Consider the following 23555-nt stretch of genomic DNA (forward strand, 5'->3'; position numbering starts at 1 on the left):
GGGACTCCTCGTGGGCGCGGGCCTCAACCGAGGCGATCGGCTTGTTCGGCGAGATGCATCGCCACGCGCCGTATCAGCCGCTGGGTTCGCGCTTTGTCGTTGCCTGCGCTGATCCCGAGGACGTATCGGCCCGAGACCACCGTCGCGTGAGCGACGGGGAGTTGTTCCAAGCCCGTTCTGTAGGTGTACAGATGGACGCCGCGCCGGGGCTTCGCGATCTCGGCAGTCACACAACCGCCCAACGCGGGAGCACAGCCCCAGGGAATCACGCTCGTCGCATAGGTCTCGGCAGCCTTCGCATCAGGCGCCACCCATCGCACGGTGACGGAGAAGATGCCGTCGTCGGATCCGGATTCCGTGGCGAATCGGCAGACGCTCGGGCGGGGCAGTCTCGTGCCCAGCACCTTACGGCTCGATGGCACGGGCAGCTTGACATAGTTCCGGCCGAGTTCGGCGAGAAGCTCGGCGCTGATCAGCCCACAGGCGTCGGGCCATTCCTGCCGCTCGACCCCACCGAGTGCGGCGGGCCTTTCCGCATCCACGGCGCGGTGGCTCGGCCGAAGAGCGGTGTAACGGGTGCCGTCCTTCTCCTCGCTACGGACGATGAGCAGGTCACCGCTCATTCCCACGAACGTCCCGGCCACCGGCCAGGGAACGGGGGCACTTCCCCTGCCCTCAGGGTCCATCAGGCTGCTCGCGCCCGGCCCCTGAAGCCGTGCGTCCCCGGGCAACCAGCGAAGGTCTCCGCCGTACGCGCCGGCGACTTCCACCTCACCGACGATGGCCTCACTGGTCAGGCTGTTGTTGGCCGTGACGCCTTGGGAGCGTGTCCACAAGGTTCTCCCGGTGTCCGCTCGTACCGCGTGCAGGGTGTGCGACCGGGAGGACCCGGCGCCCGCCTGCCCCGTGTCGTCCGACTCCGAGAGGTACACCACGCCTCGGGCCTCTCCCAGGGGCCAGAGGCCGGACTTCCCGTCTGCTTTCCGGCGCAGGATCTGCTCGCCCGACTCCGTGAAAAGGCGCAGGTCGTTGTCGAGGCTCACACCGATGACACCGCGGACCGCGCTCACCTTGACGGAGTCGCGCGAGCGTCCCAGGTCCTTCTCCCAGACGCTGACACCGTCCCTCACGTTCATCATCTCGAGTTCCGCGGTCCGGCCCGGGCAGCCTTTGAGTACGACGAGGTAGTTCGCCGTCGTGGCCACGTTGAAAGGGGAAGGGGGCAAACGGGGGTCGTCCGGGTCGGGTTGGTCGCACGGCGCGAGCGCTGGCTTCCGTCTGGTCCAGGTGACCGCACCGGTCCGCGGCGCGACTCCCGCCAGTCGGCCATCGGCCAACTCCATCGCAGGTCCCGGATCCAGCAGGAAAGGCGCCTGCCCCAGCCAGGCGTCCTTGTTTCCCTTCCGCAGGTTCGGGCCGGCGGTTTTGTGCCACAGTTTTCGGCCCGTCGCGGGGTCGTACGCGTTGAGAACGGTCTTGCCGCCCTGCCCGAACCACTGTTCCACGGCGAGCATCACGCCACCGGAAAACCCGAGAGGTGTGAAACGGTCCGCGGAACTGCGCGCGCTGGAGAGGAATCGGCCATCGCGTGAGTCCACGACAGTCACCGTCCCGCCCTGCGGGACGGCCAGCATCCTGTCGCTCACCGCCGCGGGCAGATCCGAAACGTCCAGTGCTCGTCCGGAGGTGCGGAACGACCACGCCACGTCCAGCGAGTTCGGGCGTTCGAGCGACCCACCTGACGTGCCGCCGTCGCCGACCAACAGCCCCAGGAGGCCGATGGTGACCAGTAATCCACACCCGGCGCGCCAGAGAAGGCGCGCACGCTTCGCAACCATTCCGCTCCCCCGTTCGTCGAAATCTCTCAGCATCCCTGTGACGCAGGCAGCCACGGGCAGGGGCGGGGATCCTCAAGCCGGCGGTAGACGCCACCGGCAGACCCCTCGTACACCGCCCCGTAGCGCGCAGAGAATCCGGTCACCGCATAGCGTCCCCCTCGTGGGGCGGGAACCGGCACGGTGCCGTCCTTCCCGTTCTGCACGTACCGGATGAGAAGTCCGAATTCCCGAGAGCCCTTCTCCGAGAAGAAGGTCGCCGAAAGGTTGACCTGCTCTCCGGGCTTGAGCGTGACGACGCTCTCCTTGAAGTACTTCTGTGTGGAGTCCTTCCCCTTGAGGAAGACCGGCTCCGGGCTGTCCATGTCCGCGAACAGCTGGATCTTCGGCTCTCCCCCGGCATTCGGTTCGCACACCAGCGTTCCGGCGAACGGCTCGGCGGCACGGGACGACTTCGGCTCGATCTCGATCGACGTGACGGTCAGGGAACTCGCACCTCCCTCCAGCGTGAGACCGACGTTCAGTTCGCCGACCCGCGCGCCCTGGTTACGCCGGATCACGGCGTTCACGTCGCCGCCGGTCACGAGTTCCGCGCGGTCCTCCGGCGACGACACCTGACGCGGGAGGGCCGTGCATCCGGCCTCGTTCTCCTGCCTCGCGGTCACGACGAAAGGCGCCGCCGAAGGGCTCGCCGAGGACGTTCCGGCCCGGGTCGACGCGGCGCTCGGCTCGGACTCACCGCTCAGGCCGAGCAACTGGAGGGCGATCGCGGTCAGCACCGCACCGATCACGGGGATGCCCGCGCCGAGCCAGAGCACCCTCGCATGCCTCTTCCACCACGGCTCAGTCGTCTCCGGCGGCGTGGGCCGCTGCGTACGAGGCCGACTGCGCCCACGCAGCGTGGTCCGGTTCCTCAACTCTCCCCCAGTGAGTGACGAGACGGTTCTGCCCGCGTGTCAGCTGCGACCCGGAGAAGAATCGCCGCAGGAGCGGATACGGGCCGGCGCTTTCACCAACCTCACACAGCACTGCCGCCCCGGCGGCCCGGGCGAGCGGCTTCCCGGAGCATGGCGTTAGAGTGCCGTCGCTCCCCACGCCCAGCTGAAGGCCACAGGAAGGCAGCGCGTTCCGTGAACCACACCCACGAGTCCCCCGGCTCCACCGGAGAGCGCCGCCTCCAGCGTCTTCTCGGCACGGCCGACCAGGCCGCCGCCTTCTACGACCGCCAGGTGCAGACCCGTCTCACACCGCAGATGGCGGACTTCATAAGGCGGCAGACCATGGTGTTCCTGTCCACGTCGGATGCCGGCGGCGCGTGCGACGTCACCTTCCGTGCCGGTCCCCCGGGCTTCGTCACGGTGCTGGACGACGGCACCCTCACCTACCCCGAATACCGTGGGAACGGGGTCCTCGCCAGTGCGGGAAACATCACCGAGAACCCGCATATCGGCCTGCTCTTCGTCGACTTCACCCATGACCACATCGGCCTGCACGTCAATGGCGCGGCCCGGCTCCAGCGGGACGAGGATCAGCGGCGGGCCCACCCCGGCCTTCCGGTGGACACCGCTCCTGGACGCAGGCCCGAATTCTGGGTGCACATCACGGTGGAGGAGGCGTATGTGCACTGCTCCAAGCACATACCCCACCTCGAACCGGCGCCGCGTCCACGCGCGGGGGCCCAACGGCCGAAGGATGCCGACTACTTCGCCCCGCACGCCGAGCACCAGTCCCCGGCGTACGAGGGCGAGCAGACTGCCGGCACTCACACGGGATCGCGACCGGGCAGGGGCTGACCCGGTCGGTCCCGAGGAGCCGGTACCGAAGCCGGCGGGCGCTGCCGGGCCGGCGGCGCCCGCCGCGGTGGGTCCACTGAGCGCGCTGTCAGGGCGCCATCTCGTACGTCCCGGACAGTGCCTCCACACGCTCCCACACCCGTCCCGAACGCGCTTCGTCGACGACGGGACGCCGGACGGCTCCGAGCGCCCAGCGCTGCTGCTCCGCGGTGGCGGAGTCCTTGCCGTGCAACTCGACAGCGAAGGCGGAGAAGTCGCGGACGAGGACGGAGAACAGCTCGTCGAGCACGTCCTCGTCGAGGTCCGTCAGACGGGCCTGCTCCAGGATCAGCTGGCCGTGCACCACCAGCGCGAACAGCTGGCCGACGGCGAGCAGAAGGTCGAGGTCGCGGCTCTGCTCCTCGTCGGGGGCCGCGGTGGCGACGAACTCGCACAGGGCGTCGGCCTGCTCCCGGAAACGGGCGACGTTCGGCACCCCGGCGTACGCGTTGTAGGCGGGGCGCCAGTCGTGGAAGCGCACGGAGCCGAGGCCGCGGGCCGGCCCCTGCTCGAAGAGGAACGTGTCGTCGGCAGCGTCCAGGCGGGTCGGCACGGCCGCGAACTCGGCCGGGTTCAGGAGGTGGTTGCGCATGAACTTGAGGATCAGCGCGAGGTTGACGTGCACCGTGCCCTCGAGCTTGGGCAGTCCCCGGATCTCGACGGCGGCCTGGGCGAAGTAGGTGTCCTTCTCGAAGCCCTTGGCGGCGATCACGTCCCACATGAGGTCGATGACCTTCTCGCCCTCCGTGGTCACCTTCATCTTCGTCATGGGGTTGAAGAGCAGGTAGCGGCGGTCGTCCGGTGAGGCGGAGCGGAAGTAGTCGACGGCGCGGTCGCTGAACAGCTTCATGCCGACGAGGCGGACGTACGCGTCGGCCAGCTCGCGGCGTACGTGCGGGAAGGCGGTGACGGGGCGGCCGTACAGGATGCGGTTGTGCGCGTGGGTCACCGCCTCGTACATCGCGTGCTCGCAGATGCCGATCGAGGCGGTGCAGAGGTTGAACTTGCCGACGTTGACGGTGTTGAGGGCGGCGTCGAAGGCGGCGCGGCCCGTGTGCAGGACGTCGTCCGGGCCGACGGGGTAGTCGGCGAGGCGGAACTCGCTGACGTACTTCGAGGAGTCCACGACGTTCTTCACGAGGTGGTAGGCGGGGTGACGGCTGTCGGCGGCGAAGAAGACGTAGCCGTCGGGGCCCTCGATGTCGGTGCGTCGGCCGAAGACCGAGACGAGTCCGGCGGCGTTGCCGTTGCCGATGTAGTACTTGGAACCCGTCGCCCTGAAGCCGCCGTTGCCGTCCGGCGTCAGCAGCATGTCGGTGGAGTAGATGTCGGCGCCATGCGTCTTCTCGGAGAGGCCGAAGGCGAACACCTCGCCCTGGGCGAGGAGGTCCGCCGCGCGGGCGCGAGCCGCGGTGTTGTCGCTCTGCCAGACCGGGCCGAGACCGAGGATGGTCACCTGCCATGCGTACCAGTAGTCGAGGCCGTAGAACCCGAAGATCTCGTTGAGGGCGGCGATCCGGGCCGTGTCCCAGCGCTGGTCCTCGTGTCCGGCGGCGGACGCCGGGGTGAGGAAGGTGGCGAACAACCCTTCCTTGGCTGCGAACGCGAGGAAATCGGCCAGCCAGGCGCGGGAACGGTAGTCCTCGATGAGCCTGCGCTTGCCGCGGTCCTCGAACCAGTCGACGGTGGCACGCAGCAGCCTGCGCGTCTCGGGGTCGAACTGCGCCGGGTCGTACGTGCGCGGGTTGAACAGGAGGGAGTCGGCCATGGAGGTCCGCCTTCCGAGGGTTGAGGGTTTAAGGGTGCTGGTGGTGCAGGTGGTGCAGGACTGAAGTCACGGGGCGCGGCGGCGGTGGCCCGCAGTTCAGGCAGGCGGGTGCGCCGTGCTGAGCCGGCGGAGGGTGGCGAGTACGTCGTCGAGCCAGGCGATCGTCATCCGCTCGTACGCGATCCCGCCGCGCAGCACGACATGCTGCAGCTCCTGACCGGCGTCGAGGGGGGTGGCGGCCGCGGGTCCGGTGAAGTCGCGCAGCTCCCCGGCCTGATAGTGCGCGAGCCGGTCGCTGTGCACCTGGCGGTGCCGTTCGACCTCGCGGATCAGCACGGACGGGTTGTCGAAGGCGGCGCCGCGGATCTTCACGGCGAGTTCGTGCCGGATGCTCTCGGGCTGGATCGGTTCGTGCAGCCACTGGGAGAGGGCGGTGCGGCCGGGGCCTACGACGGAGTACTCCTTCTTGTCCGGCCGGCTCTGCTGCGACATCTCACGGACGGCGAGCAGGCCCTCGCTCTCCATGCGCTTGAGAACGCGGTAGATCTGCTGGTGTGTGGCGGTCCAGAAGTAGCCGATGGACCGCTCGAACCGCCGGGCCAGCTCATAGCCGGAGCCCGGCTTCTCCAGCAGGGAGACGAGGATCGCGTGCTCAAGCGCCATGCCCCGATCCTTCTATGCAACTCGTTGCATAGCCAAGTGGCGCTGCCCAGGTGAGACAGGGCTCACGCGGGGCGGCGGTGGACGCCGTAGGGACTGAGCCGCCTGACATCGACCGGGGGCCGCTGTTCGGGTCGGGGTTCCTGCCCTGGCGGCGCGTGAAGGCGGCCGGAGCCGCGACGATCGTCCTCGCGGTCGTGATCCTGGTGGGTTCGAGCCTCGTCGTGACCGCCGGGCGGGGCGCACCGGGGGCACGGCTGACCTCGTGTCCAAGGGCGTTGTGGTGGTCGGTGGAGACCGCGACGACGGTCGGGTACGGCGACTTCTGTCCGGTGACGTCGTGAGGGCGGCTGATCGCGGTGGTGGTGATGGTCGTCGGGATCACGGCTTACGGGACGGTCACCGCAGCCCTGGCCACGTGGTTCGTGGGACGGGACGAGGAACGCCGACACCACCGCGTGCACCGGGCGGAGCAAGCGGTGGAGCAGACGTACGAGGAGATGGCTCACGCGGTGCACGAGCGTTTCGATCGCATCGAGCGAATGCTGGAGGGCGGCGGCAGGGCGTGCTGACGGTCGGGCGTTCTCGCCGATGCGGGGTGGCCGCAGGAGCGAGTGGGCCGGGCGTGGGTCGCCCACGCCCAGCCGGCTCACCACATGTCACGCAGGACGTCACGTGTCGAACTCGTGATCGCGGGTCTCCGGCAGAGCCAGCAGGCACAGCAGGCTCAGCAGGCAGAGTCCGCCGGTGTAGAAGCCGAGGACGAGCGGTGACTCCCAATGGCTGTTCAGCCAGGTGGCGACCAGCGGGGCGAAGCCGCCGCCGAGGGTGTTCGCGAGGATGAAGGCCGCGGAAGCGCCCGTGTAGCGCAGCCGCGCCGGGAAGAGTTCCGGGAGGAAAGCCGCCACCGGGGAGAACATCAGGGCGAGCAGCATGAGTCCGACCGTGTAGGCGCCGGTGATCACCCAAGGGTCGCGGGAGCTCAGCGAGGCGTACATGGGCACCGCCCAGACCACGCAGCCCACGGCTCCGGCCAGCATCACCGGGCGTCGGCCGATCCGGTCGGCCAGCCTGGCGGCCGGCAGGGTGACCGCGATTCCGGCCGCCGCGCCGACGCTCGCGGCGGTCAGCATCGTGTTCTGCGGGATACCGAGTTCCTTCGGCCCGTACGAGAGGCTGTAGACGATCGTCAGGTAGTAGACGGCCGAACCGCCCAGCGCGGCGCCGATGCCGAGCAGCAGACGGCCCGGGTGCCGAGCGAGGAGCGTGCCGAGCGGGAAGCGGGAGGTCGGCGTGGGCATCCCGGCGGGCGGCGTGAAACGCGGTGACTCGGAGACGGTCGTACGCACCCACAGACCGACCACGACGAGCACGGTGCTGAGCAGGAACGGGATCCGCCAGGCCCAGTCGGTGAAGCCGTCGCGGCCCGCGATGTTCAACGTGGGCAGGATGACCGCGCTGGACAGCAGAAAGCCGAGCGAGGGGCCGATGTTCGGGATGGACGCGTACAGGGCGCGGCGTCCGGGCGGCGCGTGCTCCGCGGCGAGCAGTACCGCTCCGCCCCACTCTCCGCCCATGCTCACGCCTTGCAGCAGACGCAGCGTCACGAGCAGTACGGGGGCGAGGAGTCCGGCGGTCTCGTAGGTGGGGAGCAGCCCCACGCCGACCGTCGCCACGCCCATCAGCAGGAGGGAGGCGACCAGGGCCCGGCGGCGGCCGAGGCGGTCGCCGATCGTCCCGAACAGCGCGACGCCGAGGGGGCGGGCGACGAAGGCCGCGGCGAACGTGAGGAACGCGGCCAGGGAGGAGACGGTCGCGTTGCCGGAGGGAAAGAAGGCAGGTCCGAGAACGAGCGCGCTGGCGGTGCCGTACACAGCGAAGTCGTAGTACTCGATCGTCGTACCGACCAGGCTCGCGGCGGCGACCCGCGGCGCCTTGGTCCGGGCGGTGCCGGGCGTCGCTGGTGGGGACGTGATCACGGGAGCGGCAGGGGACGGTAATTCGGGCATGGGGATTCCATTCCGATACACCCGGCCCGTGCGGTCCGGGTTCGAGTGGGGAGTGGAAGGCACCCTAGGCCCGGGATTTGAATTCGACAAGGAAATCGCGCCGTTCGAAAAATCGGACAACGGAGCCCGCCATTTACACGCGTTACCAATGAGAAATGCCCGATGGGGTTATGAGTTCGGACAGATCGACCTAATGTACAGAACTAGCCCCGAACCGCACGCCTTCAGGGCGTCAACCCCCTTCACCCTGTCAACTCGCTTTCAATATTCTTGCAAGCGGCCGCATGAATATTTGACGGTCATCGCGTCTTGCCAACGCACGATCACGCGCGGAATGCTGAAGTCAAGGGTGAACTTGAAAGTTCTACGACCATCGATTTTCGGACATTGGAAGGATCCACGGACGAGGAAAGGCGTATTACTCATGCCGAAAACCGGCAAGTTATTTCGCTTGAGGAGACTTTCGCTGGCCGGGGACGGCCGGCATCTCCTCGTGCCGCTCGACCACAGCGTTTCGGACGGCCCGATCGTCCCGGCCGACCAGTGGGACGACCTGTTGCGCGCGCTGGTGGACGGCGGGGCCGACGGGATCATCGTCCACAAGGGGCGTGCCCGTGCCTTCGCGCCGGACATCCTCAAGAGCTGCGCGCTGGTGGTGCACCTGAGCGCCAGTACCGCCCACTCCGGCGATGTGCACGCCAAGGTGCTGGTCGCCGATGTCGAGGAGGCACTGCGGCTCGGTGCGGACGCGGTGAGTGTCCACGTCAACATCGGCTCGGACACCGAGGCCCAGCAGCTCGCCGATCTGGGGGCGGTGGCCCGTTCCTGCGACGCGTGGGGCATGCCGCTGATCGCGATGGTCTACCCTCGCGGCCCCCGGATCGAGGACCCGCGCGACCCGGCTCTCCTCGCCCATCTGGCCAATGTGGCCGCGGATCTGGGAGCGGACATGGTGAAGACCTCCGTCGCCCTGCCGTGGGAGCGGATGGCCGAGGTGGTGGCGGGCAGCCCCATCCCGATCCTCGCGGCCGGCGGTCCGCCCGACGGCTCCGATCTCGTCGAGTACGGCACCGCGGTGATGGCCGCCGGCTGCCGGGGGCTGGCCATCGGCCGCCGGATCTTCTCGTCGCCGTCCCCCCGCGCGCTGGTGTCCCGGCTCTCCGCCGTCGTGCACGGCCGGTCCCCGGGCGGCGGCGCGGACATGAGCACCAACTCCCCCACCGACTACTCGACGATCGTGGCAGGTGTCGCATGAGGTTCGCATGGATCGATCTCCGTGAAGTCCCCCGACAGCAGCTCCAGGCGGTCGTGGACGCGGCCGTGCACACCCGGATGGCCGGCGTGGTCTCCGCCGACGCGGAGCTGCTCGGAACGCTTCCGCCGACGGTCACGCGGGTGCTGATGCCCGGGAGCCCCGGCGCGAAGAAGACCGCCACCGACAAGGACGCGCGGGACAAGGCGGCCAAGGAGCCGGTGAAGGAGACCAAGCCGACCACCGGATACGACGTCCTGCTGCGGAAGTTCACCACCCAGGACGAGCTGGACGCCCTCGCCGCCGACCACCGCACCGGAACGCCCGTGGCCGGCTTCGTCGACGTACGGGACGACCGCACCCTGCGGCTGTCGTGCACGGGCGCGACGGCGTTGCCGTACACCGTCATCCACTTCGCCGACCCGACCAAGATCCCGCTGGAGATCGTGCTCGCCGCGGCCGACTCGGCCGAGGGCCAGCTGGTGACCGTCGTCGACGGCCTGGAGGAGGCGGCGATCGTCTTCGACGTCCTCGAACGCGGCTCGGACGGCATCCTGTTCACGCCCCGCAGCGCCGACGAAGTGTTCGCGCTGGCCCGGCTGCTGGAGGCCACCACACCCCAGCTGCGGCTGTCCACGCTGACCGTGGAGAGCATCAGGCATGTCGGGCTCGGCGACCGGGTCTGCGTGGACACCTGCTCGCATTTCGAGGAGGACGAGGGCATCCTCGTCGGCTCGTACTCCTCCGGGTTCGTGCTGTGCTGTTCCGAGACCCATCCACTGCCGTACATGCCGACCAGGCCGTTCCGGGTCAACGCCGGTGCCCTGCACTCGTACACGCTCGGACCCGACAACCGCACCAACTACCTCAGCGAGGTCGGCTCCGGCACCCCCCTGCTGGCGGTCGGCGCCGACGGGCGCACCCGGCGGGTCGTGGTCGGCCGCGCCAAGCTGGAGTCCCGGCCGCTGCTGGAGATCCGCACGCACGCCGAGGACGGACAGCTGGTCAGCCTGACCGTTCAGGACGACTGGCATGTACGGGTCCTCGGCCCCGGCGGCAAGGTCCTCAACGTCACCGAACTGCAGACGGGCGACGAGCTGCTGGGCTACCTGGCCACGGACAAGCGCCATGTGGGGCTGCCCATCGGCGAGTTCTGCAAGGAGGTCTGAGGTCGCATGAGCGAACTCGAACTCACGCCGGAAGACCTCACGGGAGACCTCGCGCCAGACCTCACGGCCGGCCTCGCGGCGGACGGGCACGACGACGCGATGAGATCCCTCGTCCGGAGCCTCTTCGACGCGCAGAGCGACGAACTCCCCTACCTGATCCACCGTCAAGAAACGGTTGCACGGGGGGAGTTACAAGACCGCGTGGCCAGACAGGCCGCGCTCTTCGCCGGATACGGCATCGGCACGGGCAGCACCGTCGGCCTGCGGACCCCGCCCAGCTTCACCCAGGTCGAAGTGCTGCTCGCGCTGTGGCGGCTCGGGGCCCAGGTGCTGCTCTTCGACTTCCGGCTCAAGCCGGCCGAGGTCGCCGCGCTCTGTGCGACCTGCCGACCGCAGTTCATGGTCAGCGCGGGCACCAACGTCCAGGCCACGTTCGGCTTCCGGTCCGAGTACGAGGTCGTCACCGAGCGCCGGGCCGGCGGCCGGGCGGCCGGCACCGACCACCGACTGGTCCAGTTCAGCTCGGGCTCCACCGGGCAGCCGAAAGTCATCGGCAGGACCGCCCGGTCGCTCGCCGCCGAGGTGGACCGGTTCACCCGCATCCCCGGCATGCCGGGCGCGGGCGACCGGCTGCTGCTGCTCAGTTCGACGGCCCACAGCTTCGGTCTGATCGCCGGGCTGCTGCATTCGCTGGCCGCCGGTGTCTGCGTGGTCTTCGCGCCCCGGATCTCCGCCCGCGACATCCTGCGGACCGCCGTGGAACACCGGATCACCGCCCTGTTCGGCGTGCCGATGCACTATGAGCTGCTCGCCGCCGCCGTCGACGCCCCCGCGCTGCCCGAGCTGCGCGTCGCGGTGTCGGGCGGCGAGCTGATGCCCCCGCAGGTCGCGGCGCGGTTCGCCGAACGCTACGGGCTCGCGGTCGGCGAGTCCTACGGGACCACCGAGACCGGTGTGGTCGCCATGGACGCCTGCGGCACGCTGCGGCCGTCGGTCGGCCCGGCCGCACCAGGTGTGGTGGTACGGGAGCACCGGGGCGAGCTGGACGTCGCCCTCGACGAGTCGCCGTACCTCTTCGAATCCGGCGGCACCCAGTACGCGGACGGCTGGTTGCACACCCGGGACCGGGCCACGGTGGACGGCTCCGGGACGGTGCTGGTGCACGGCCGCGCCGACTGCCTCGTCGTGATCGGCGGCCTCAAGGTGGACCTCCTGGAGGTCGAGAACGTGCTCCGCGAGCATCCGGCGGTCGAGCAGGCGGTCCTGGTCCACGAGGAGGTGACCGAGGCGTACGTCACGACCGCCGCCGGGGCCGTGCGGCCGACCGCGGAGGAGCTGTTGCGCTGGTGCCGGGCGCGACTGGCCGACTACAAGCTGCCGCGGGTGATCCGGGTGCTGGAGTCCCTGCCCCGCACGTCCAACGGGAAGCTGCTGCGCCAGGCGGCGGCGCTGCGCTCCGCCGGGTGAGCCGGGGCACCGCCGGTCCTCCGTTGTCAGTGGGCCGTCCGTGGCCGGTCGCGCCGACGCGGCGGCGCCGCGGATGTCACCGCCTCGCGCCTCCTGGGCGCTCGACGCGCTCAACCCCTCACCGAATTCATTCACGGGAGATACCGATCATGAGTACGCCGACCCTGGAAGACGAGATCCGCGAGTTCGTCCTGACCGCGGTCATCGACGAGATGAACGTCCTGCTGAGCCGCGACGGCATCACGGACGAGAGCCCGGTGACCGTCGGCGGACTGGAAGTCGACTCACTGAGCCTGATCGAGCTGACCCTGCGACTGGAGTCGCGGTTCGGCGTGGAGATACCGGACACCGACATCGAGCCCCTGGCCTCTCTCACCCTCGGCGGACTCGTCACCGAGGTGGTCCGTCGCGGTGCGAAGGCATGAGCGCGGGAACCTTCACCACCGACTCCGTCCGGGACCTGCTGTCCGACCGGAACATCTTCCCGGGACTGCCCGACGACCTGGGCGAGGACGCCGAACTGGTCCTGGACTCACTGGGGTTGGTGTGGCTCCTGCACGTCCTCGAGGAACGCCACGGCCTGGTCGTGGAGCCCAGCGACGAGGACATCGCCGGACTCACCTCGCTGCGGCGGCTCACCGAGTACCTGCGTGCCGCCGAGCGGGGTGAACGCGATGAGCGGTGAGGTCACGGTGACCGGATTCGGCGTACGCAGCGCGTTCGGCGCCGGCGCCGACGTCCTGCGGCGCGGGGTCTTCGCGGGAGTGCCCGCGTTCGCGCCCACCACGAGGTTCGACACCGGCCCGTACCGCACGCCGATGGCGGCCGCCGCACCCGACGGCCCCGACGCGGTCGAGGACTGGGCACTGCGCCACGCGCTCGACCGGTGCGGTACGGAGGCCCTCGACATGGCGGGCCTGGGCCCCGGCACTGGGGCAGCGGTCCTGCTCGGCGTCGCGGGCGACCATACGAGCGTCACGCGGTACTGGCGGAACGCCGCCGAGTCCGGCCCCGCCACGGGAGCGGGCGCGGGCGCGGGCGCGGCGGTCGAGCGGGTTGCAGATGCCGTACCCGCGCGGCTCGCCGAACTGCTGGCCGAGCGGCTCCGGTTGACCGGGCCTCGACTGACCTTCACCAACGCCTGTGTCGCCTCCGCCGCCGCGATCATCCACGCCTGCCGGCTGATCTCCTCCGGGCGGACCGAGGTGGCGGTCTGTGCCGGGGGTTACCTGGTGGAGGAGGAGACCTTCGGGAAGTTCGACTCCGGGCGGGCACTGTCCCGGGACGGCGCGGTGCGCCCGTTCAGCGCGGACCGCAGCGGGCTGCTGCTGGGCGACGGTGTGGCGGTCGTCGTGCTGGAGTCCGCCGGGCACGCGCGGCGCCGGGGTGCCCGGCCGCTCGCCTCCGTGGCGGGCTGGGGCGCGGCCACGGACGCCCACCACATCGCCCAGCCGCACCCGGAGGGTGCCGGGCTGGCGCGTGCGGCGCGGCAGGCGCTGCGACTGGCCGGCGATCCGGACGGGGCGGCCCTCGACTACGTCAACGCCCATGGCACCGGCACCAGGTACAACGACGGGGCCGAGACACGCGGGCTGCGCGCGGCGTTCCCGGACCGGGCCGAGTCGATTCCGGTCAGCTCCACCAAGAGCACCACCGGCCACCTCCTGGAGGCGGCGGGCGTCGTGGAGTTCGTGATCACGCTGCTGGCCCTGACGGACGGCGTACTGCCGCCGACCGCCGGGTTCACCGCGTCGGACCCGGAGTGCGACCTCGACTACGTGCCGAACCGGCCGCGCCCGGCCGATCTGCGCCGGGCGCTCACCGTCAACGCCGCCTTCGGGGGCGCCAACACCGCACTCGTCCTGGAGCGGCCGTGACGACGATGACGACGAGCGAGAAGACCGTGCTGCGCTCACCCCTCGGCATCCTCGCCACGGCCACCGCCACCCACGGCACCGGGCGGGACGAGGACATCCCGCTGCCGAGGCTGCCCGGCTTCGTGGAGTCCGCGTTCAGCCCGCTGGCGTACGAGGTGAGCAGACAGTGCCTGACCGAGCGGCCCGGTGACGGCTCACGCACCGCCGTCGCGCTGGCCGCTCTGCTGGGCGACACCACCACCGCCGACCTGGCCAGCCGGCGCATGGTCTCCGGCAAGGTGCACAACCCGCTGCTCTTCATGCAGGCCACACCCAACTCCGTACTGGGCCACACCAGCCGGGAGTTCGGGATCACCGGGCAGATGTTCAGCGTCTCCACCCTCGACGACCCGGTGACCGAGCTGCTGGCCATGGCGGATCTGCTGCTGGAGGACCCGGAGCTGGACCGTGTGCTGGTGCTGGGCGTGGAGCTGGGGGGCGGCGAGCGGCTGGCCGCCCTGTACCGGGAACTGACCGCCGACGGCGACCGCCCGGTTCCGGGCCTTCCGGCGTCCGCCGGGCTGGCGGCCGCGGTACTGCTCGGCCGTCCCGGTGCCGGCGCGACCGTGACGGTCAGGTCGGCCGATGCGTCCGGCCCCGGGTCCGGCGCCCCGGCCGGCGACCGACCCGGCAGTATCCAGGGCCTGTTCGACCTGGCCACCGCTCACCGGGAGCTGCTGCGGGACGGCGGCAGCCGGCTCCTGCCCCGCCCCGCCGCCTTCGTCCTCACCGCCGAATCCGAAGCAAGGAACGAGACGAGTACCCATGCTCATCAGTAGGCAGGAGCGGGCGCGGATCTGCTCCGACACCGAACTCGGCGCCGGCAACATCCTGGAGCGCCTCAAGGCTTACGGCCGTCCGCTCGACGAACCCGTGCTGCGGACGGACGCCACCTGGCGGGCGCCGGACGGAACCCGCCCCGAGGTGCTGACGCTCGGCGAACTGTACGAGGTGGTCGAGACGTACGCGGGCTGGTACGCCGGGCACGGTGTGCGGCCCCGTGACCCGGTCGCCCTCCACTCCCACTCCAGCACCGAGTTCGCGGTGAACTTCCTGGCCCTGACGTCCCTCGGCGCGATCCCGTCGTTCGTCAACGGCAATCTGGCCCCGGACACGGCACGGGCGTACGTACAACGACAGGGCGCGGTCGGCGCGTTCACCGACGAGGCCCACCGGGAGGTGCTCACGGACCGCGGGCTCGGCTTCTGCGTCACCGCCGCGGACATCCGGCCCGGGGACCGCGCGTCGCTGCCGCCGTCGTACCCGTACCGGCACGACCCGACCGACCCGGTGCTCATCTCGCACTCCTCCGGCACCACCGGTATGCCCAAGGGCGTACCGCACACCCACCGGACCCTGATGTACGCCCAGCTGCACCGGCTGCGCTACTCCACCGGGACCGACATGGAACGCACCCTGGTGGGGCTGCCGGGCGCGCACAACGCCATGGTGGCGACGCTGCTCTACTGTCTGCTGCTGCGCACCGACATCAAGCTCCTGTCCAGCCAGCGCGGCGCGGACGTGCTCGACGCCGTCGAGGAGTTCCGGCCGACCACCGTGCTGGCGTTCGCCGGGACCTTCGGCGAGATGGCCGCCGAGGACCTGACGAGGCGTGACCTGTCCAGCGTGCAGGTGTGGTTCAACACCGGGGACGCCGCGCACGAGGCGCACATCCGCGCCCTGGTGCGGCACGGCAGTCATCAGAAGATCGACCGGGACCTGCGCCGGGCACGAGTGGACGGCTCGGTCTTCGTGGACGGGCTCGGCTCGTCGGAGGCCGGCTACTCCGTCTTCCACAACCGGCACACCAAGGACACCGACGCCTACTCACGCCGCATCGGCAAGCCGATCAGCTTCGCCGAGGCCGCCGTACTCGCCGAGGACGGCACCCCGCTGCCGCCCGGGCGGATCGGCCGCCTCGGCCTCAAGTCCCCGACTCTCACTCCCGGTTACTGGAACGACTCGCTGACCTGGCACCGGATGCGGCTCGGCGGCTACTGGCTCACCGGCGACCTCGCCCACCGGGACGAGGACGGCAACTTCTACCACCTCGACCGGGCGCCGGACGCCATCCGCACCCGGGACGGCATCGTCTTCAGCACCCGTACCGAGGAACTCCTGCTGGCCGAGCTGCCCGAGCTGGCCGACTGCACGGTCGTCGGGGTCGCCCCGGACGGCGTGCGGGCGGACTGGGACGGCGACGGGGAAGCCGAAGCCTACGCGCTGCTCCAACTCGCCGATGAGAACGGCGAGTACGGCGAGGAGGGCGGGGACGGCGACGACGAGGCGTGCACCAGGCGGGTCAACTCCGTACTGACCGCGGCCGGCTTCCCTCCGGTGCACCGGGCCCTGCGGATGAAACCCGACGACGTGGCCAAGGGCGCCACCGGCAAGGTTCTCAAACGAGTGATGCGCGACAGGTTCGCCACCAAGGAGCGGCAAGCATGAGCACGGACACTGGCTCCGGCAACGTCAACCACCGCGCCCGGACGGTGGAGGCGTACCGGCTGTGGTGGCAGCACGACGCCAACTGGTACCAGGGGGTGGCCGCGCGGTTCGGACAGCAGGTGGCGAACGAGCTCAACGCCGAGGCGCTGCGCAAGGTCGCCCTCCAGGTCGGACAGCGTGTCGGCCGCCTCTCCGGTCCGCTGCCCGACACCGGCGACAGCCGCAAGGACCTGGAGGAACTGCGCCTGCGCTACGACGACTGCGGTGACCGGATGTTCCCGCCGGAGTTGCGCAACGCCTCCACCGAGGTGGCGGGAGACGACCTGATCGTGCTGACCCTGAAGCGGAGCTTCGCGATCACCATGGTGCGGATGGCCGGTGCGCTGGACGGCTACCGGTGCCCGTGCACCGATGTCCACGCGGGCTGGTCCGAGGGGCTCGGCGTGACGCTGGCGGAGAACCGGGCCGAGAGCTGTCTGCGGGACGGCGACAAGGCGTGCCGTCTGCTGATGCGGGTCGCCACCCCCCTCTCACCGGCTGCGGAGGGCTGAGCCGTGCGGGTACTCGTCGCCGGGGCCACCGGAGTTGTCGGACATCCGCTGGTGGGTGCGCTGCGGGAGCGGGGCCACCAGGTGAGCGCACTGGTGCGGGACGAGTCTCGGGCCCCTGACGCGGACCGGATCGTGGTGGCCGACGCCCTCGACCGGGAGACTCTGCTGTCGGGGGTGCGGGACGCCCGGCCCGAGGTGGTCGTGCACCAACTCTCGGCGCTGCGCCTGCTGCGCGAGGACCCTCCGGAAGCCTTCGCGCGGACGGCGCGGCTGCGCACGGAGGGCACCGCCAACCTGATCGAGGCGGCCCGCGCGGCAGGTGCGCGGCGGCTGGTCGCCCAGTCCATCGCCTTCGCCGCCGTGCCGGCCGGCGCACCGGTACTCGACGAGGACGCGCCGCTGTACGTCGACGCCCCGGACCCCGGCTGGGCCGCCACCGTACGCGCCGTCGCCGCGCTGGAGCGGCTGGTGCTGGACACCGGCCGGGACCTCGCCGGGGTGGCGCTGCGGTACGGCACGCTGTACGGCCCCGGGACCGCGTACGCCCGGGACGGCGGCACCGGGCAGCGGGTGCTGGCCGGGAAACTCCCGCTGCCGGAGGGCGGGGCCGGAGTCACGTCGTTTCTGCATGTGGAGGACGCCGTGGGGGCCGCGGTGGCCGCGGTCGAGTCCACGAGCACCGGTGCCTTCCATGTGACCGACGACGAGCCTGCCCGCGCCGCGCGGTGGCTGCCGCACTACGCCCGTACGCTCGGCGCCCCGCCCCCACGCACGATCCCGGCGACGCTCGCGCCCCGGCTGCTGGGCTGGTTCATGGCCCACCAGCTGACCGCGGCACGCGGAGCGGCCAACGACCGGGCCCGTGCGGCACTGGGCTGGAAGCCGACGCACCCGAGCTGGCGGGACGGGCTGGGCCACGGTCCTCGCGTCGCCCCTGACGGAGAAGGCACTCGATGAGCACCCTGAGCACCACCGAGGACCGGACGGTGTCCTCCCGGTCGTGGCCGGTCCTCCTGGTCGTCGTCTGCGCCCAGATGCTGATCTGGCTGGACACCTCGATCCTGAACGTCGCGGTCACCACGCTGGCCTCCCCGGCCGAGGGCCTGGGCGCGACCCCCGCCGAACTGGAGTGGGTGGCGAGCGCCTACACCCTGGTCTTCGCCGGCACCCTCTTCGCGGGCGGCGCGCTCGCGGACCGCTTCGGCCCCAGGACCACCCTCCTGGCCGGTCTGGCCCTGTTCGGCGCCGCCTCCGCGGCCGGCGCGTTCGCGCCGAACGCGGGCTGGCTGATCATGGCGCGCGCCTTCATGGGTGCGGGCAGTGCGCTGCTGATGCCCGCGACCCTGTCGGTCATCGTGCAGAGCACGCCGGAGGAGAAACGCACCCGGGCCATCGCGATCTGGAGTTCGTCCAGCGGACTGGGGGTGGCTGTCGGCCCGGTCGTGGGCGGGGCGCTGCTCAGTCACTTCTGGTGGGGTTCGGTGTTCCTGGCCAACGTGCCGATCGTGGCCCTGTGTCTGGCCGGGGTGGTGGCGGTGGTGCCCAGCCTGAAGGGCTCCGGGCGCAGGATGCTCGACCTGCCCGGTCTCGCCCTGTCGGTGCTCGGCCTGGGTGGTGTGGTCTACGGGATCATCGAGCTCGGCAACGGACAGACCTGGTACGGGGCGCACGTCCTGCTCCCCCTCGTCGTGGGCGGCGCTCTGCTGGGCGCATTCGTGGCCGGTCAGCGCAGGTCCCCGACGCCCAGTCTGGACCTGCGGCTCTTCAGCCGGCCCGGGTTCACGGCGGGGAGCGTGGTGCTGCTGATCGCGTTCATGGCGCTGGCCGGGCACCTGTTCTACGCGGCGTTCTACCTCCAAGGACCGCGCGGGCTCTCCCCAGCCGACGCCGGAACCGTGATGCTCGCCGCCGCGGTCGGCATCGTCCTGGGCAGCCAGGCGTCCCCGGCGCTGAGCAGGCTGGTGTCGCCCCGGTGGACGATCGCGGCCGGTGTCCTGGCCACGGCGGCCACGTACGCCGGCTATCTGTGGTTCGACGCAGGGACCCCGATCGCGGTCGTGGCCGCGTTGCTGTGGGTGCAGGGTTTCGGTATGGGGCTGGTCGGCACACCGGTCACGGCCGTGATGATGCGCGGGGTGCCACCACAGCTCACGGGCGCCGGATCGGCCGTCAACAGCGTCACGCGGCAGGTGGGCGGGGTCCTCGGGGTGGCGATGGCGGGCTCGATCCTCTCCGCCGTCTACCGGGGCCGCATGGCGGACGCCGCCCTGCCGGCCGGTCCGCGGGGGCTGTCGGAGGACGCGGCCGAACAGGCCCGGACCTCGGCTGAGGCGGCCCGCTCAGTGGCCGCTTCGCTGCGCCTGCCGGAACTGGCGGCCACGGCCGACCGCGCCTTCCTGGACGCGATGTACGCGGCCACGTTCTGGACCGCCGTACTGGCCTTCGTCGGGTTCGTGGTGACCGTCGTGGGGCTGCGCGCACGGGACGGCAACAGCGAGAGAAGCAAGGACAGCAGGACAGCTGGAACAGAAGGGAACTGAAGTGGCGGGAACGAGGGAACGGTCATACGGCGCAACGGCTCGATCGGTCTTCGTGACCGGCGGGAACAGGGGCATCGGGCTGGCCGTGGCCCGCCGCTTCACGACGGCGGGAGACCGGGTCGCGGTGACCTACCGGGGCGACAGACCGCCCGCGGGCGAGAACCTCCTCGCCCTGCGCTGCGACGTGACGGACGGTCAGCAGGTGGACCAGGCCTTCAAAGAGGCCGAAGCCGCCCACGGTCCGGTCACCGTCCTGGTCGCGAACGCGGGCGGCGCCCACGACCGGCTGCTCGTGCGGATGAGCGAGGAGGACTTCACCTCCGTCATCGACACCAACCTCACCGGGGCCTTCCGGGTGGCCCGGCGCGCGGTGCGCGGGATGCTCGTACAGGGTCACGGCCGTATCGTGCTGATGTCCTCCACGGCAGCACTGCACGGCGCTGCGGGCCAGAGCAACTACGCGGCCGCGAAGGCGGGACTGATCGGTTTCGCCCGGTCGCTGACGCATGAACTCGGCCCACGCGACATCACCTGCAACGTGGTGGCCCCCGGCCTGACCGACACGGACATGAGCCGCAGCCTCACCGAGGAACAGCGTCAGCACCTGCTCAGCCGGACCCCGGCCGGCCGCCTCGCCCACCCTGACGAAGTCGCCGACGCGGTGGAGTTCCTGGCCGGCGCCGGTTATGTGCGCGGCGCCGTGATTCCGGTCGACGGAGGCGCCGGACTGGGCCACTGAACCGCCGGCCCGCGAGATCGTCCACCAGCGTTTGCGCGCCATCGAGCGCCCTCGGCATCCGGAACTGATGCGTGTCCCCTTGAGCGGTGCGGGCTTTATGTCGTATGTGGCGCAAGCCTCGCCGAACGCGACGACCTCGCCGTGCCCTTGGCAGTTGTCGCGTTCAGTAAAGAGTTGGCCAGAGCGAAGGCATCCTCGGTTTTGGGGTGGGTCCCGCCTAGCCGGGTGTTCAGGATCAGTGCGCCTCTGCGGGCGAGGTCCGCTGCGGTTGGGTCGTTCAAGGCGTGCACGGCTCGGGCCTTGAGGAGCAGGGCGTACCCGATGTACAGGTGGTCCGGCGCGTAACTGGCCTCGCGGATCCGTAGCGCCCGAGAGATCAGCGGCACGGCCACGGCGTGGTCGCCCAGGTCGAGGTGGACACTCGCCAGTGCTATCAGGTCGAAGCTCACATACGGGTCGTCCGGCCCGTACGCCGCCTCGTCGATCCGCAGCGCCCGCTCGGCCAAGGGCACTGCCGCCTCATGGTCACCGAGAAGGTGTCGGATTCGCGCCAGGGTGGCCAAGTCCGTAGCGATGACGGGGCTGTTCGCCGGGAGACAGGACTCGTGCAGGCTCAGAGCACGTTCCGCCATCGGACGCGCCCGCTCCGGCGCGCCGCGGTCCCGGTGGATCTGCGCCAAGGTGATCAGGTCGAAGCCGATCTCCGCTTCCCTCTGTTCGAGTGATTCGTCGATCGCCAAGGCACGCTCGCACAGGGGCAGTGCCACCTGGTGGTCCCCGATCGAAAGGAGGAACGCCGACGCCAGCCTCAGCAGCGTCGCCGTCTCCGCGGCGCACTCGGTCGGCGGCTCGTCCTTGGTCACCACGAGCGCGTGCGGGAGCAGTTCCTGCCATCGCGATCGCGCATCCGGGTCACCGTGGACGTCGTGAGGTACGGCCGCGAGCAGCGCCCGGCACAGTCGCACCCGGGCGTCGGTGCGCACGTCGTCCGGCATCGCGGCGCGGATGGCGGCCTGTACCAGCCGGTGCAGCACCAGGGAGGAGGCTCCGCGCCTCGCGAGCCCCAGGCCGGCCAGAGCACCGACGGTCGTGTCCCACGCCACCGGGTCGGCCGCGGCCGCGATCAGCGTTTCCGTGCCGCCGCTGAACAGGTCCAGCGGGATCGGCTCCGGCGCCAGCAGGGCACACAGTTCCAGCAGCCGCATCGCTTGCGGCTGCTGGAGCTCCAGCCTTCGCACGCTGAGTTGCCACAGGGTCGCGACCACCACCGTCGGCCGGTCCGCCAGCTCGCCCAGCGCGATCATGTCCTCCAGCCGCGACGTCAGCAACGGCAGGTACTCCTCAGGCGCGGTCTGGTTGTAGTCCATGTACCCGGCCGCCTGCTCCAGCGCCAGCGGCAGGTCCCCCAGGTGCTCGGCGATCCGGTCCGCCACCTCTGTGGTCATGCCGCACACCCGCCGGGCCAGCAGCTCCACCGCCTCCGGCCTGGTGAACACGTCCAGGTCGATGACACCGGCTCTGCTGGACCAGCCGCGCAACCTGGTCGTGACGATGATGTGCCCCTTGGTCCCCAGGTCACCCGACGGCAACGCGTGCATGAGCGTGCCAGGTCTCTCCCCGTTGTCGAAGATGATCAGCCAGGGTCCGTGGTCCAGCAACTTGCCGTACACCCGCGGGATGACCTGGTCGGAGCTCACCTCCGCCAGCCCCAGCTCCCTGCCCAGCGACGCGAACTGCGACGCCACCAGATCGGGATCCTCGGCGTCGACGAACCCCACGAACCGGTATTTCGACCGGTAGAGGTAGGCGTACTCAACCGCGAGCTGCGTCTTTCCGACACCACCCAGCCCGTGCACGACCTGCATCGCGCCATCGTTGCCCGAGACGAGGCGCTGCCGTAACTCCCGCAATGCGGCGTCGCGGCCGGTGAAGTTGATGTTGCGCGGCGGCAGCCGATAGGTCGCGGGACGGGGCCGCGAGCCCGAAGGACGCGCCGCCGGTGCGCGGACCTCCCTGACGGCGGTCTCGAACAGGTCGGTGAGCGTGGCATGGTCAGCCCGCAGTCGCGCGAGTTCCTCCTCGGAGGAGAGGTCGATCTGGCCGTCGTGCGCGGCGCGGACGCAGGCGGTCGCGTAGGCCGCGACCCGCTCCCACGGGGGCGGCTTGGTGAACTTGCCTGCCAGCAGGTCCGACAGCGACGACCGGGTGAGGACCTTGTTCTCGTCGTAGGCCAGCAGCTGCGCCTGGGGCGGTGACCCCGAGGACGTGCGCAACCGCTGCAACCGATTGACGAACCAGTTCTGTGGTGAGCTCGGTCCCCTCATATACGCCGCTTTCCCCCGTCCCGCTCTCCGGAGCCGTCCGGACTTCGGAGACCGAAAACGTAGCTCATCCAGCGGTGGAGCCCCCCTGCTCCGGACTCCTCCGAGACTGCCGTATCCGAGCGGCGCGACCCCTCAACGTATACGGCGGCACACGGACCGCCTGACCGGGCGGGAGCCACAGGCGGCCCGCCAGTAATCTCAAACCGAGGGGATCGATCATGGAACTCAAGGGAAACCTCATTCGACTCGCCGGAGCGGGCGCGGCGATCGCATTCGGCTCGACGCTCCTGGTCGGCGGCGCGACCTCGGCGCAGGCGGCGCCGGTGAACTACCAGGTGATCAACGGCAACAGCAGCAACTCCTGCCTCCAGGTGAACATCTCGGGAGGCAAGGGAAACCTTGTCCTCGGCAACTGTGACCGCAGCGCGAAGCAGGTGTGGCAGATCGCCGGTGGCGTCTTCAGGAACCCGGCATCGGGCCACTGCCTCGACGGAAACGGCGCGGACGTCTACACGTTCCCGTGCAACGGTGGCGCGTATCAGAAGTGGACGACCACCTCCGGCAGTCCGAAGTCCATCAAGCACAACCAGAGCGGCAAGTACCTGGACGCGAACGGAACGGTCGGGGCCCAGGTCGTCTTCCAGCCCACCATCGGGACGGCGTCCCGCTGGGTGATCGACCAGGTGTGACGAACCGGCTGACCTCGTGAGTGCGGCGGGCCGGATCGTGATGGTCGGTCAGCCGGTCGTACCTGGACCGGATCGACTGCCGTCAACGGGGCGATCCGGTTCCGGCGTCACATCAGGGATCACTCCCGGAGGTGTCCATCCGGTCGGCCGTCAGTCGGCAGGCGGGAAGAACTGCTCCGTATGTTCGCCCAGTTCCGGCGGTGGCAGGTGGTAGCGCGCGGGTGAGGCACTGAGCCTGACGGGGTGGGCGACCTGTGGGAGACGGCCCCGGTGGATGGGCTCGGAGGAGCCACGATGCCGGGCAGCCCCAGCCGTTCCGCGTAAGCGAACGCCTCGTCGAGGGCGTTGACCGGGCC

At 70.5% G+C, this 23555-nt stretch carries 20 protein-coding genes and 1 pseudogene; 15 read left to right on the forward strand and 6 right to left on the reverse strand.

The annotated features are described in order from the left end of the window. Positions 1-23: 23 nt before the first annotated feature. Positions 24-1892 carry a PQQ-binding-like beta-propeller repeat protein gene (locus ADK36_RS00650; protein WP_078942625.1) on the reverse strand — a complete coding sequence of 623 codons (1869 nt, stop codon included), beginning with the start codon at positions 1890-1892 and terminating at the stop codon, positions 24-26. Further along, positions 1865-2653, reverse strand: coding sequence for a hypothetical protein (locus tag ADK36_RS00655; protein ID WP_053195900.1), 789 nt, complete (start codon positions 2651-2653; stop codon positions 1865-1867). Before ADK36_RS00655 ends, ADK36_RS00650 begins: the two co-directional genes overlap by 28 nt. 312 nt (positions 2654-2965) lie before the next feature. Here ADK36_RS00655 and ADK36_RS00660 point away from each other — a divergent pair, with 312 nt between their 5' ends. Continuing rightward, positions 2966-3628 carry a pyridoxamine 5'-phosphate oxidase family protein gene (locus tag ADK36_RS00660; RefSeq protein ID WP_048579761.1) on the forward strand — a complete coding sequence of 221 codons (663 nt, stop codon included), beginning with the start codon at positions 2966-2968 and terminating at the stop codon, positions 3626-3628. Between the two features lie 88 nt (positions 3629-3716). Here the strand turns inward: ADK36_RS00660 and ADK36_RS00665 are convergent, their stop codons facing one another. Next, a complete protein-coding gene (locus tag ADK36_RS00665) occupies positions 3717-5435 on the reverse strand; it encodes an acyl-CoA dehydrogenase family protein (protein WP_048579760.1) in 1719 nt (572 codons plus the stop codon). Positions 5436-5531: 96 nt separating this feature from the next. Further along, complete coding sequence (locus ADK36_RS00670; protein WP_048579759.1) at positions 5532-6098, reverse strand: PadR family transcriptional regulator; 567 nt, start codon at positions 6096-6098, stop codon at positions 5532-5534. Between the two features lie 107 nt (positions 6099-6205). On the opposite strand from ADK36_RS00670, the pseudogene ADK36_RS00675 reads away from it, so the two are divergent. Then, positions 6206-6667: pseudogene (locus ADK36_RS00675) on the forward strand (potassium channel family protein). Between the two features lie 99 nt (positions 6668-6766). Here the strand turns inward: ADK36_RS00675 and ADK36_RS00680 are convergent. Then, a complete protein-coding gene (locus ADK36_RS00680; RefSeq protein ID WP_078916040.1) occupies positions 6767-8104 on the reverse strand; it encodes an MFS transporter in 1338 nt (445 codons plus the stop codon). Positions 8105-8528: 424 nt separating this feature from the next. Here ADK36_RS00680 and ADK36_RS00685 point away from each other — a divergent pair, with 424 nt between their 5' ends. From ADK36_RS00685 to fabG, 12 genes are all read left to right on the forward strand, one after another. Next, complete coding sequence (locus ADK36_RS00685) at positions 8529-9359, forward strand: 2-amino-3,7-dideoxy-D-threo-hept-6-ulosonate synthase (protein ID WP_078916039.1); 831 nt, start codon at positions 8529-8531, stop codon at positions 9357-9359. Next, positions 9356-10525: a 3-dehydroquinate synthase II family protein gene (locus tag ADK36_RS00690; protein ID WP_048579757.1), complete on the forward strand. Its 1170-nt coding sequence runs from the start codon at positions 9356-9358 to the stop codon at positions 10523-10525. The genes ADK36_RS00685 and ADK36_RS00690 overlap by 4 nt, the downstream gene beginning before the upstream one ends. A gap of 99 nt (positions 10526-10624) precedes the next feature. Then, positions 10625-11992: a class I adenylate-forming enzyme family protein gene (locus ADK36_RS00695; RefSeq protein ID WP_048579880.1), complete on the forward strand. Its 1368-nt coding sequence runs from the start codon at positions 10625-10627 to the stop codon at positions 11990-11992. Between the two features lie 149 nt (positions 11993-12141). Then, the gene (locus ADK36_RS00700; protein ID WP_048579756.1) at positions 12142-12417 is read left to right on the forward strand and encodes an acyl carrier protein; all 276 of its coding nucleotides are present in this window, start codon (positions 12142-12144) and stop codon (positions 12415-12417) included. After that, on the forward strand, positions 12414-12677 hold the full coding sequence (locus ADK36_RS00705; RefSeq protein ID WP_048579755.1) for a hypothetical protein: 264 nt from the start codon (positions 12414-12416) through the stop codon (positions 12675-12677). Before ADK36_RS00700 ends, ADK36_RS00705 begins: the two co-directional genes overlap by 4 nt. Beyond that, entirely contained in the window at positions 12667-13869 is a 1203-nt protein-coding gene (locus ADK36_RS00710) for a beta-ketoacyl-[acyl-carrier-protein] synthase family protein (protein ID WP_053195902.1), read from the forward strand. Before ADK36_RS00705 ends, ADK36_RS00710 begins: the two co-directional genes overlap by 11 nt. Positions 13870-13874: 5 nt before the next feature. Further along, on the forward strand, positions 13875-14687 hold the full coding sequence (locus tag ADK36_RS00715) for a hypothetical protein (RefSeq protein ID WP_053196018.1): 813 nt from the start codon (positions 13875-13877) through the stop codon (positions 14685-14687). After that, the gene (locus ADK36_RS00720) at positions 14674-16356 is read left to right on the forward strand and encodes a class I adenylate-forming enzyme family protein (RefSeq protein WP_048579753.1); all 1683 of its coding nucleotides are present in this window, start codon (positions 14674-14676) and stop codon (positions 16354-16356) included. The genes ADK36_RS00715 and ADK36_RS00720 overlap by 14 nt, the downstream gene beginning before the upstream one ends. Beyond that, positions 16353-16907, forward strand: coding sequence for a hypothetical protein (locus ADK36_RS00725; protein ID WP_048579752.1), 555 nt, complete (start codon positions 16353-16355; stop codon positions 16905-16907). Before ADK36_RS00720 ends, ADK36_RS00725 begins: the two co-directional genes overlap by 4 nt. Positions 16908-16910: 3 nt before the next feature. Further along, positions 16911-17864: an NAD-dependent epimerase/dehydratase family protein gene (locus tag ADK36_RS00730; RefSeq protein ID WP_053195904.1), complete on the forward strand. Its 954-nt coding sequence runs from the start codon at positions 16911-16913 to the stop codon at positions 17862-17864. Next, positions 17861-19447 (forward strand): MFS transporter, encoded by a 1587-nt coding sequence (locus tag ADK36_RS00735; protein ID WP_053195906.1) that lies wholly within the window; start codon positions 17861-17863, stop codon positions 19445-19447. Before ADK36_RS00730 ends, ADK36_RS00735 begins: the two co-directional genes overlap by 4 nt. 1 nt (position 19448) lies before the next feature. Beyond that, entirely contained in the window at positions 19449-20186 is a 738-nt protein-coding gene (gene fabG / locus ADK36_RS00740; RefSeq protein ID WP_053195907.1) for a 3-oxoacyl-ACP reductase FabG, read from the forward strand. 95 nt (positions 20187-20281) lie between these two features. Here the strand turns inward: fabG and fxsT are convergent, their stop codons facing one another. After that, positions 20282-22510, reverse strand: a complete 2229-nt coding sequence (gene fxsT, locus ADK36_RS00745; RefSeq protein ID WP_053195910.1) for an FxSxx-COOH system tetratricopeptide repeat protein — start codon at positions 22508-22510, stop codon at positions 20282-20284. 218 nt (positions 22511-22728) lie between these two features. Between fxsT and ADK36_RS00750 the strand changes: the two genes are divergently transcribed. Continuing rightward, entirely contained in the window at positions 22729-23199 is a 471-nt protein-coding gene (locus tag ADK36_RS00750; protein WP_048579747.1) for an RICIN domain-containing protein, read from the forward strand. The last annotated feature ends 356 nt before the right edge of the window (positions 23200-23555 follow it).

This window comes from Streptomyces viridochromogenes, from assembly GCF_001270495.1.
Taxonomy (GTDB): domain Bacteria; phylum Actinomycetota; class Actinomycetes; order Streptomycetales; family Streptomycetaceae; genus Streptomyces; species Streptomyces viridochromogenes_A.

What these genes read in the sequence shown, in the direction of transcription:
- ADK36_RS00665 (WP_048579760.1), bottom strand. Translation starts at nt 5,435, where the DNA reads ATGGCCGACTCCCTCCTGTTCAACCCGCGCACGTACGACCCGGCGCAG.
- ADK36_RS00670 (WP_048579759.1), bottom strand. Translation starts at nt 6,098, where the DNA reads ATGGCGCTTGAGCACGCGATCCTCGTCTCCCTGCTGGAGAAGCCGGGC.
- ADK36_RS00680 (WP_078916040.1), bottom strand. Translation starts at nt 8,104, where the DNA reads ATGCCCGAATTACCGTCCCCTGCCGCTCCCGTGATCACGTCCCCACCA.
- ADK36_RS00685 (WP_078916039.1), top strand. Translation starts at nt 8,529, where the DNA reads ATGCCGAAAACCGGCAAGTTATTTCGCTTGAGGAGACTTTCGCTGGCC.
- ADK36_RS00690 (WP_048579757.1), top strand. Translation starts at nt 9,356, where the DNA reads ATGAGGTTCGCATGGATCGATCTCCGTGAAGTCCCCCGACAGCAGCTC.
- ADK36_RS00695 (WP_048579880.1), top strand. Translation starts at nt 10,625, where the DNA reads ATGAGATCCCTCGTCCGGAGCCTCTTCGACGCGCAGAGCGACGAACTC.
- ADK36_RS00700 (WP_048579756.1), top strand. Translation starts at nt 12,142, where the DNA reads ATGAGTACGCCGACCCTGGAAGACGAGATCCGCGAGTTCGTCCTGACC.
- ADK36_RS00705 (WP_048579755.1), top strand. Translation starts at nt 12,414, where the DNA reads ATGAGCGCGGGAACCTTCACCACCGACTCCGTCCGGGACCTGCTGTCC.
- ADK36_RS00710 (WP_053195902.1), top strand. Translation starts at nt 12,667, where the DNA reads ATGAGCGGTGAGGTCACGGTGACCGGATTCGGCGTACGCAGCGCGTTC.
- ADK36_RS00715 (WP_053196018.1), top strand. Translation starts at nt 13,875, where the DNA reads ATGACGACGAGCGAGAAGACCGTGCTGCGCTCACCCCTCGGCATCCTC.
- ADK36_RS00720 (WP_048579753.1), top strand. Translation starts at nt 14,674, where the DNA reads ATGCTCATCAGTAGGCAGGAGCGGGCGCGGATCTGCTCCGACACCGAA.
- ADK36_RS00725 (WP_048579752.1), top strand. Translation starts at nt 16,353, where the DNA reads ATGAGCACGGACACTGGCTCCGGCAACGTCAACCACCGCGCCCGGACG.
- ADK36_RS00735 (WP_053195906.1), top strand. Translation starts at nt 17,861, where the DNA reads ATGAGCACCCTGAGCACCACCGAGGACCGGACGGTGTCCTCCCGGTCG.
- fxsT (WP_053195910.1), bottom strand. Translation starts at nt 22,510, where the DNA reads ATGAGGGGACCGAGCTCACCACAGAACTGGTTCGTCAATCGGTTGCAG.
- ADK36_RS00750 (WP_048579747.1), top strand. Translation starts at nt 22,729, where the DNA reads ATGGAACTCAAGGGAAACCTCATTCGACTCGCCGGAGCGGGCGCGGCG.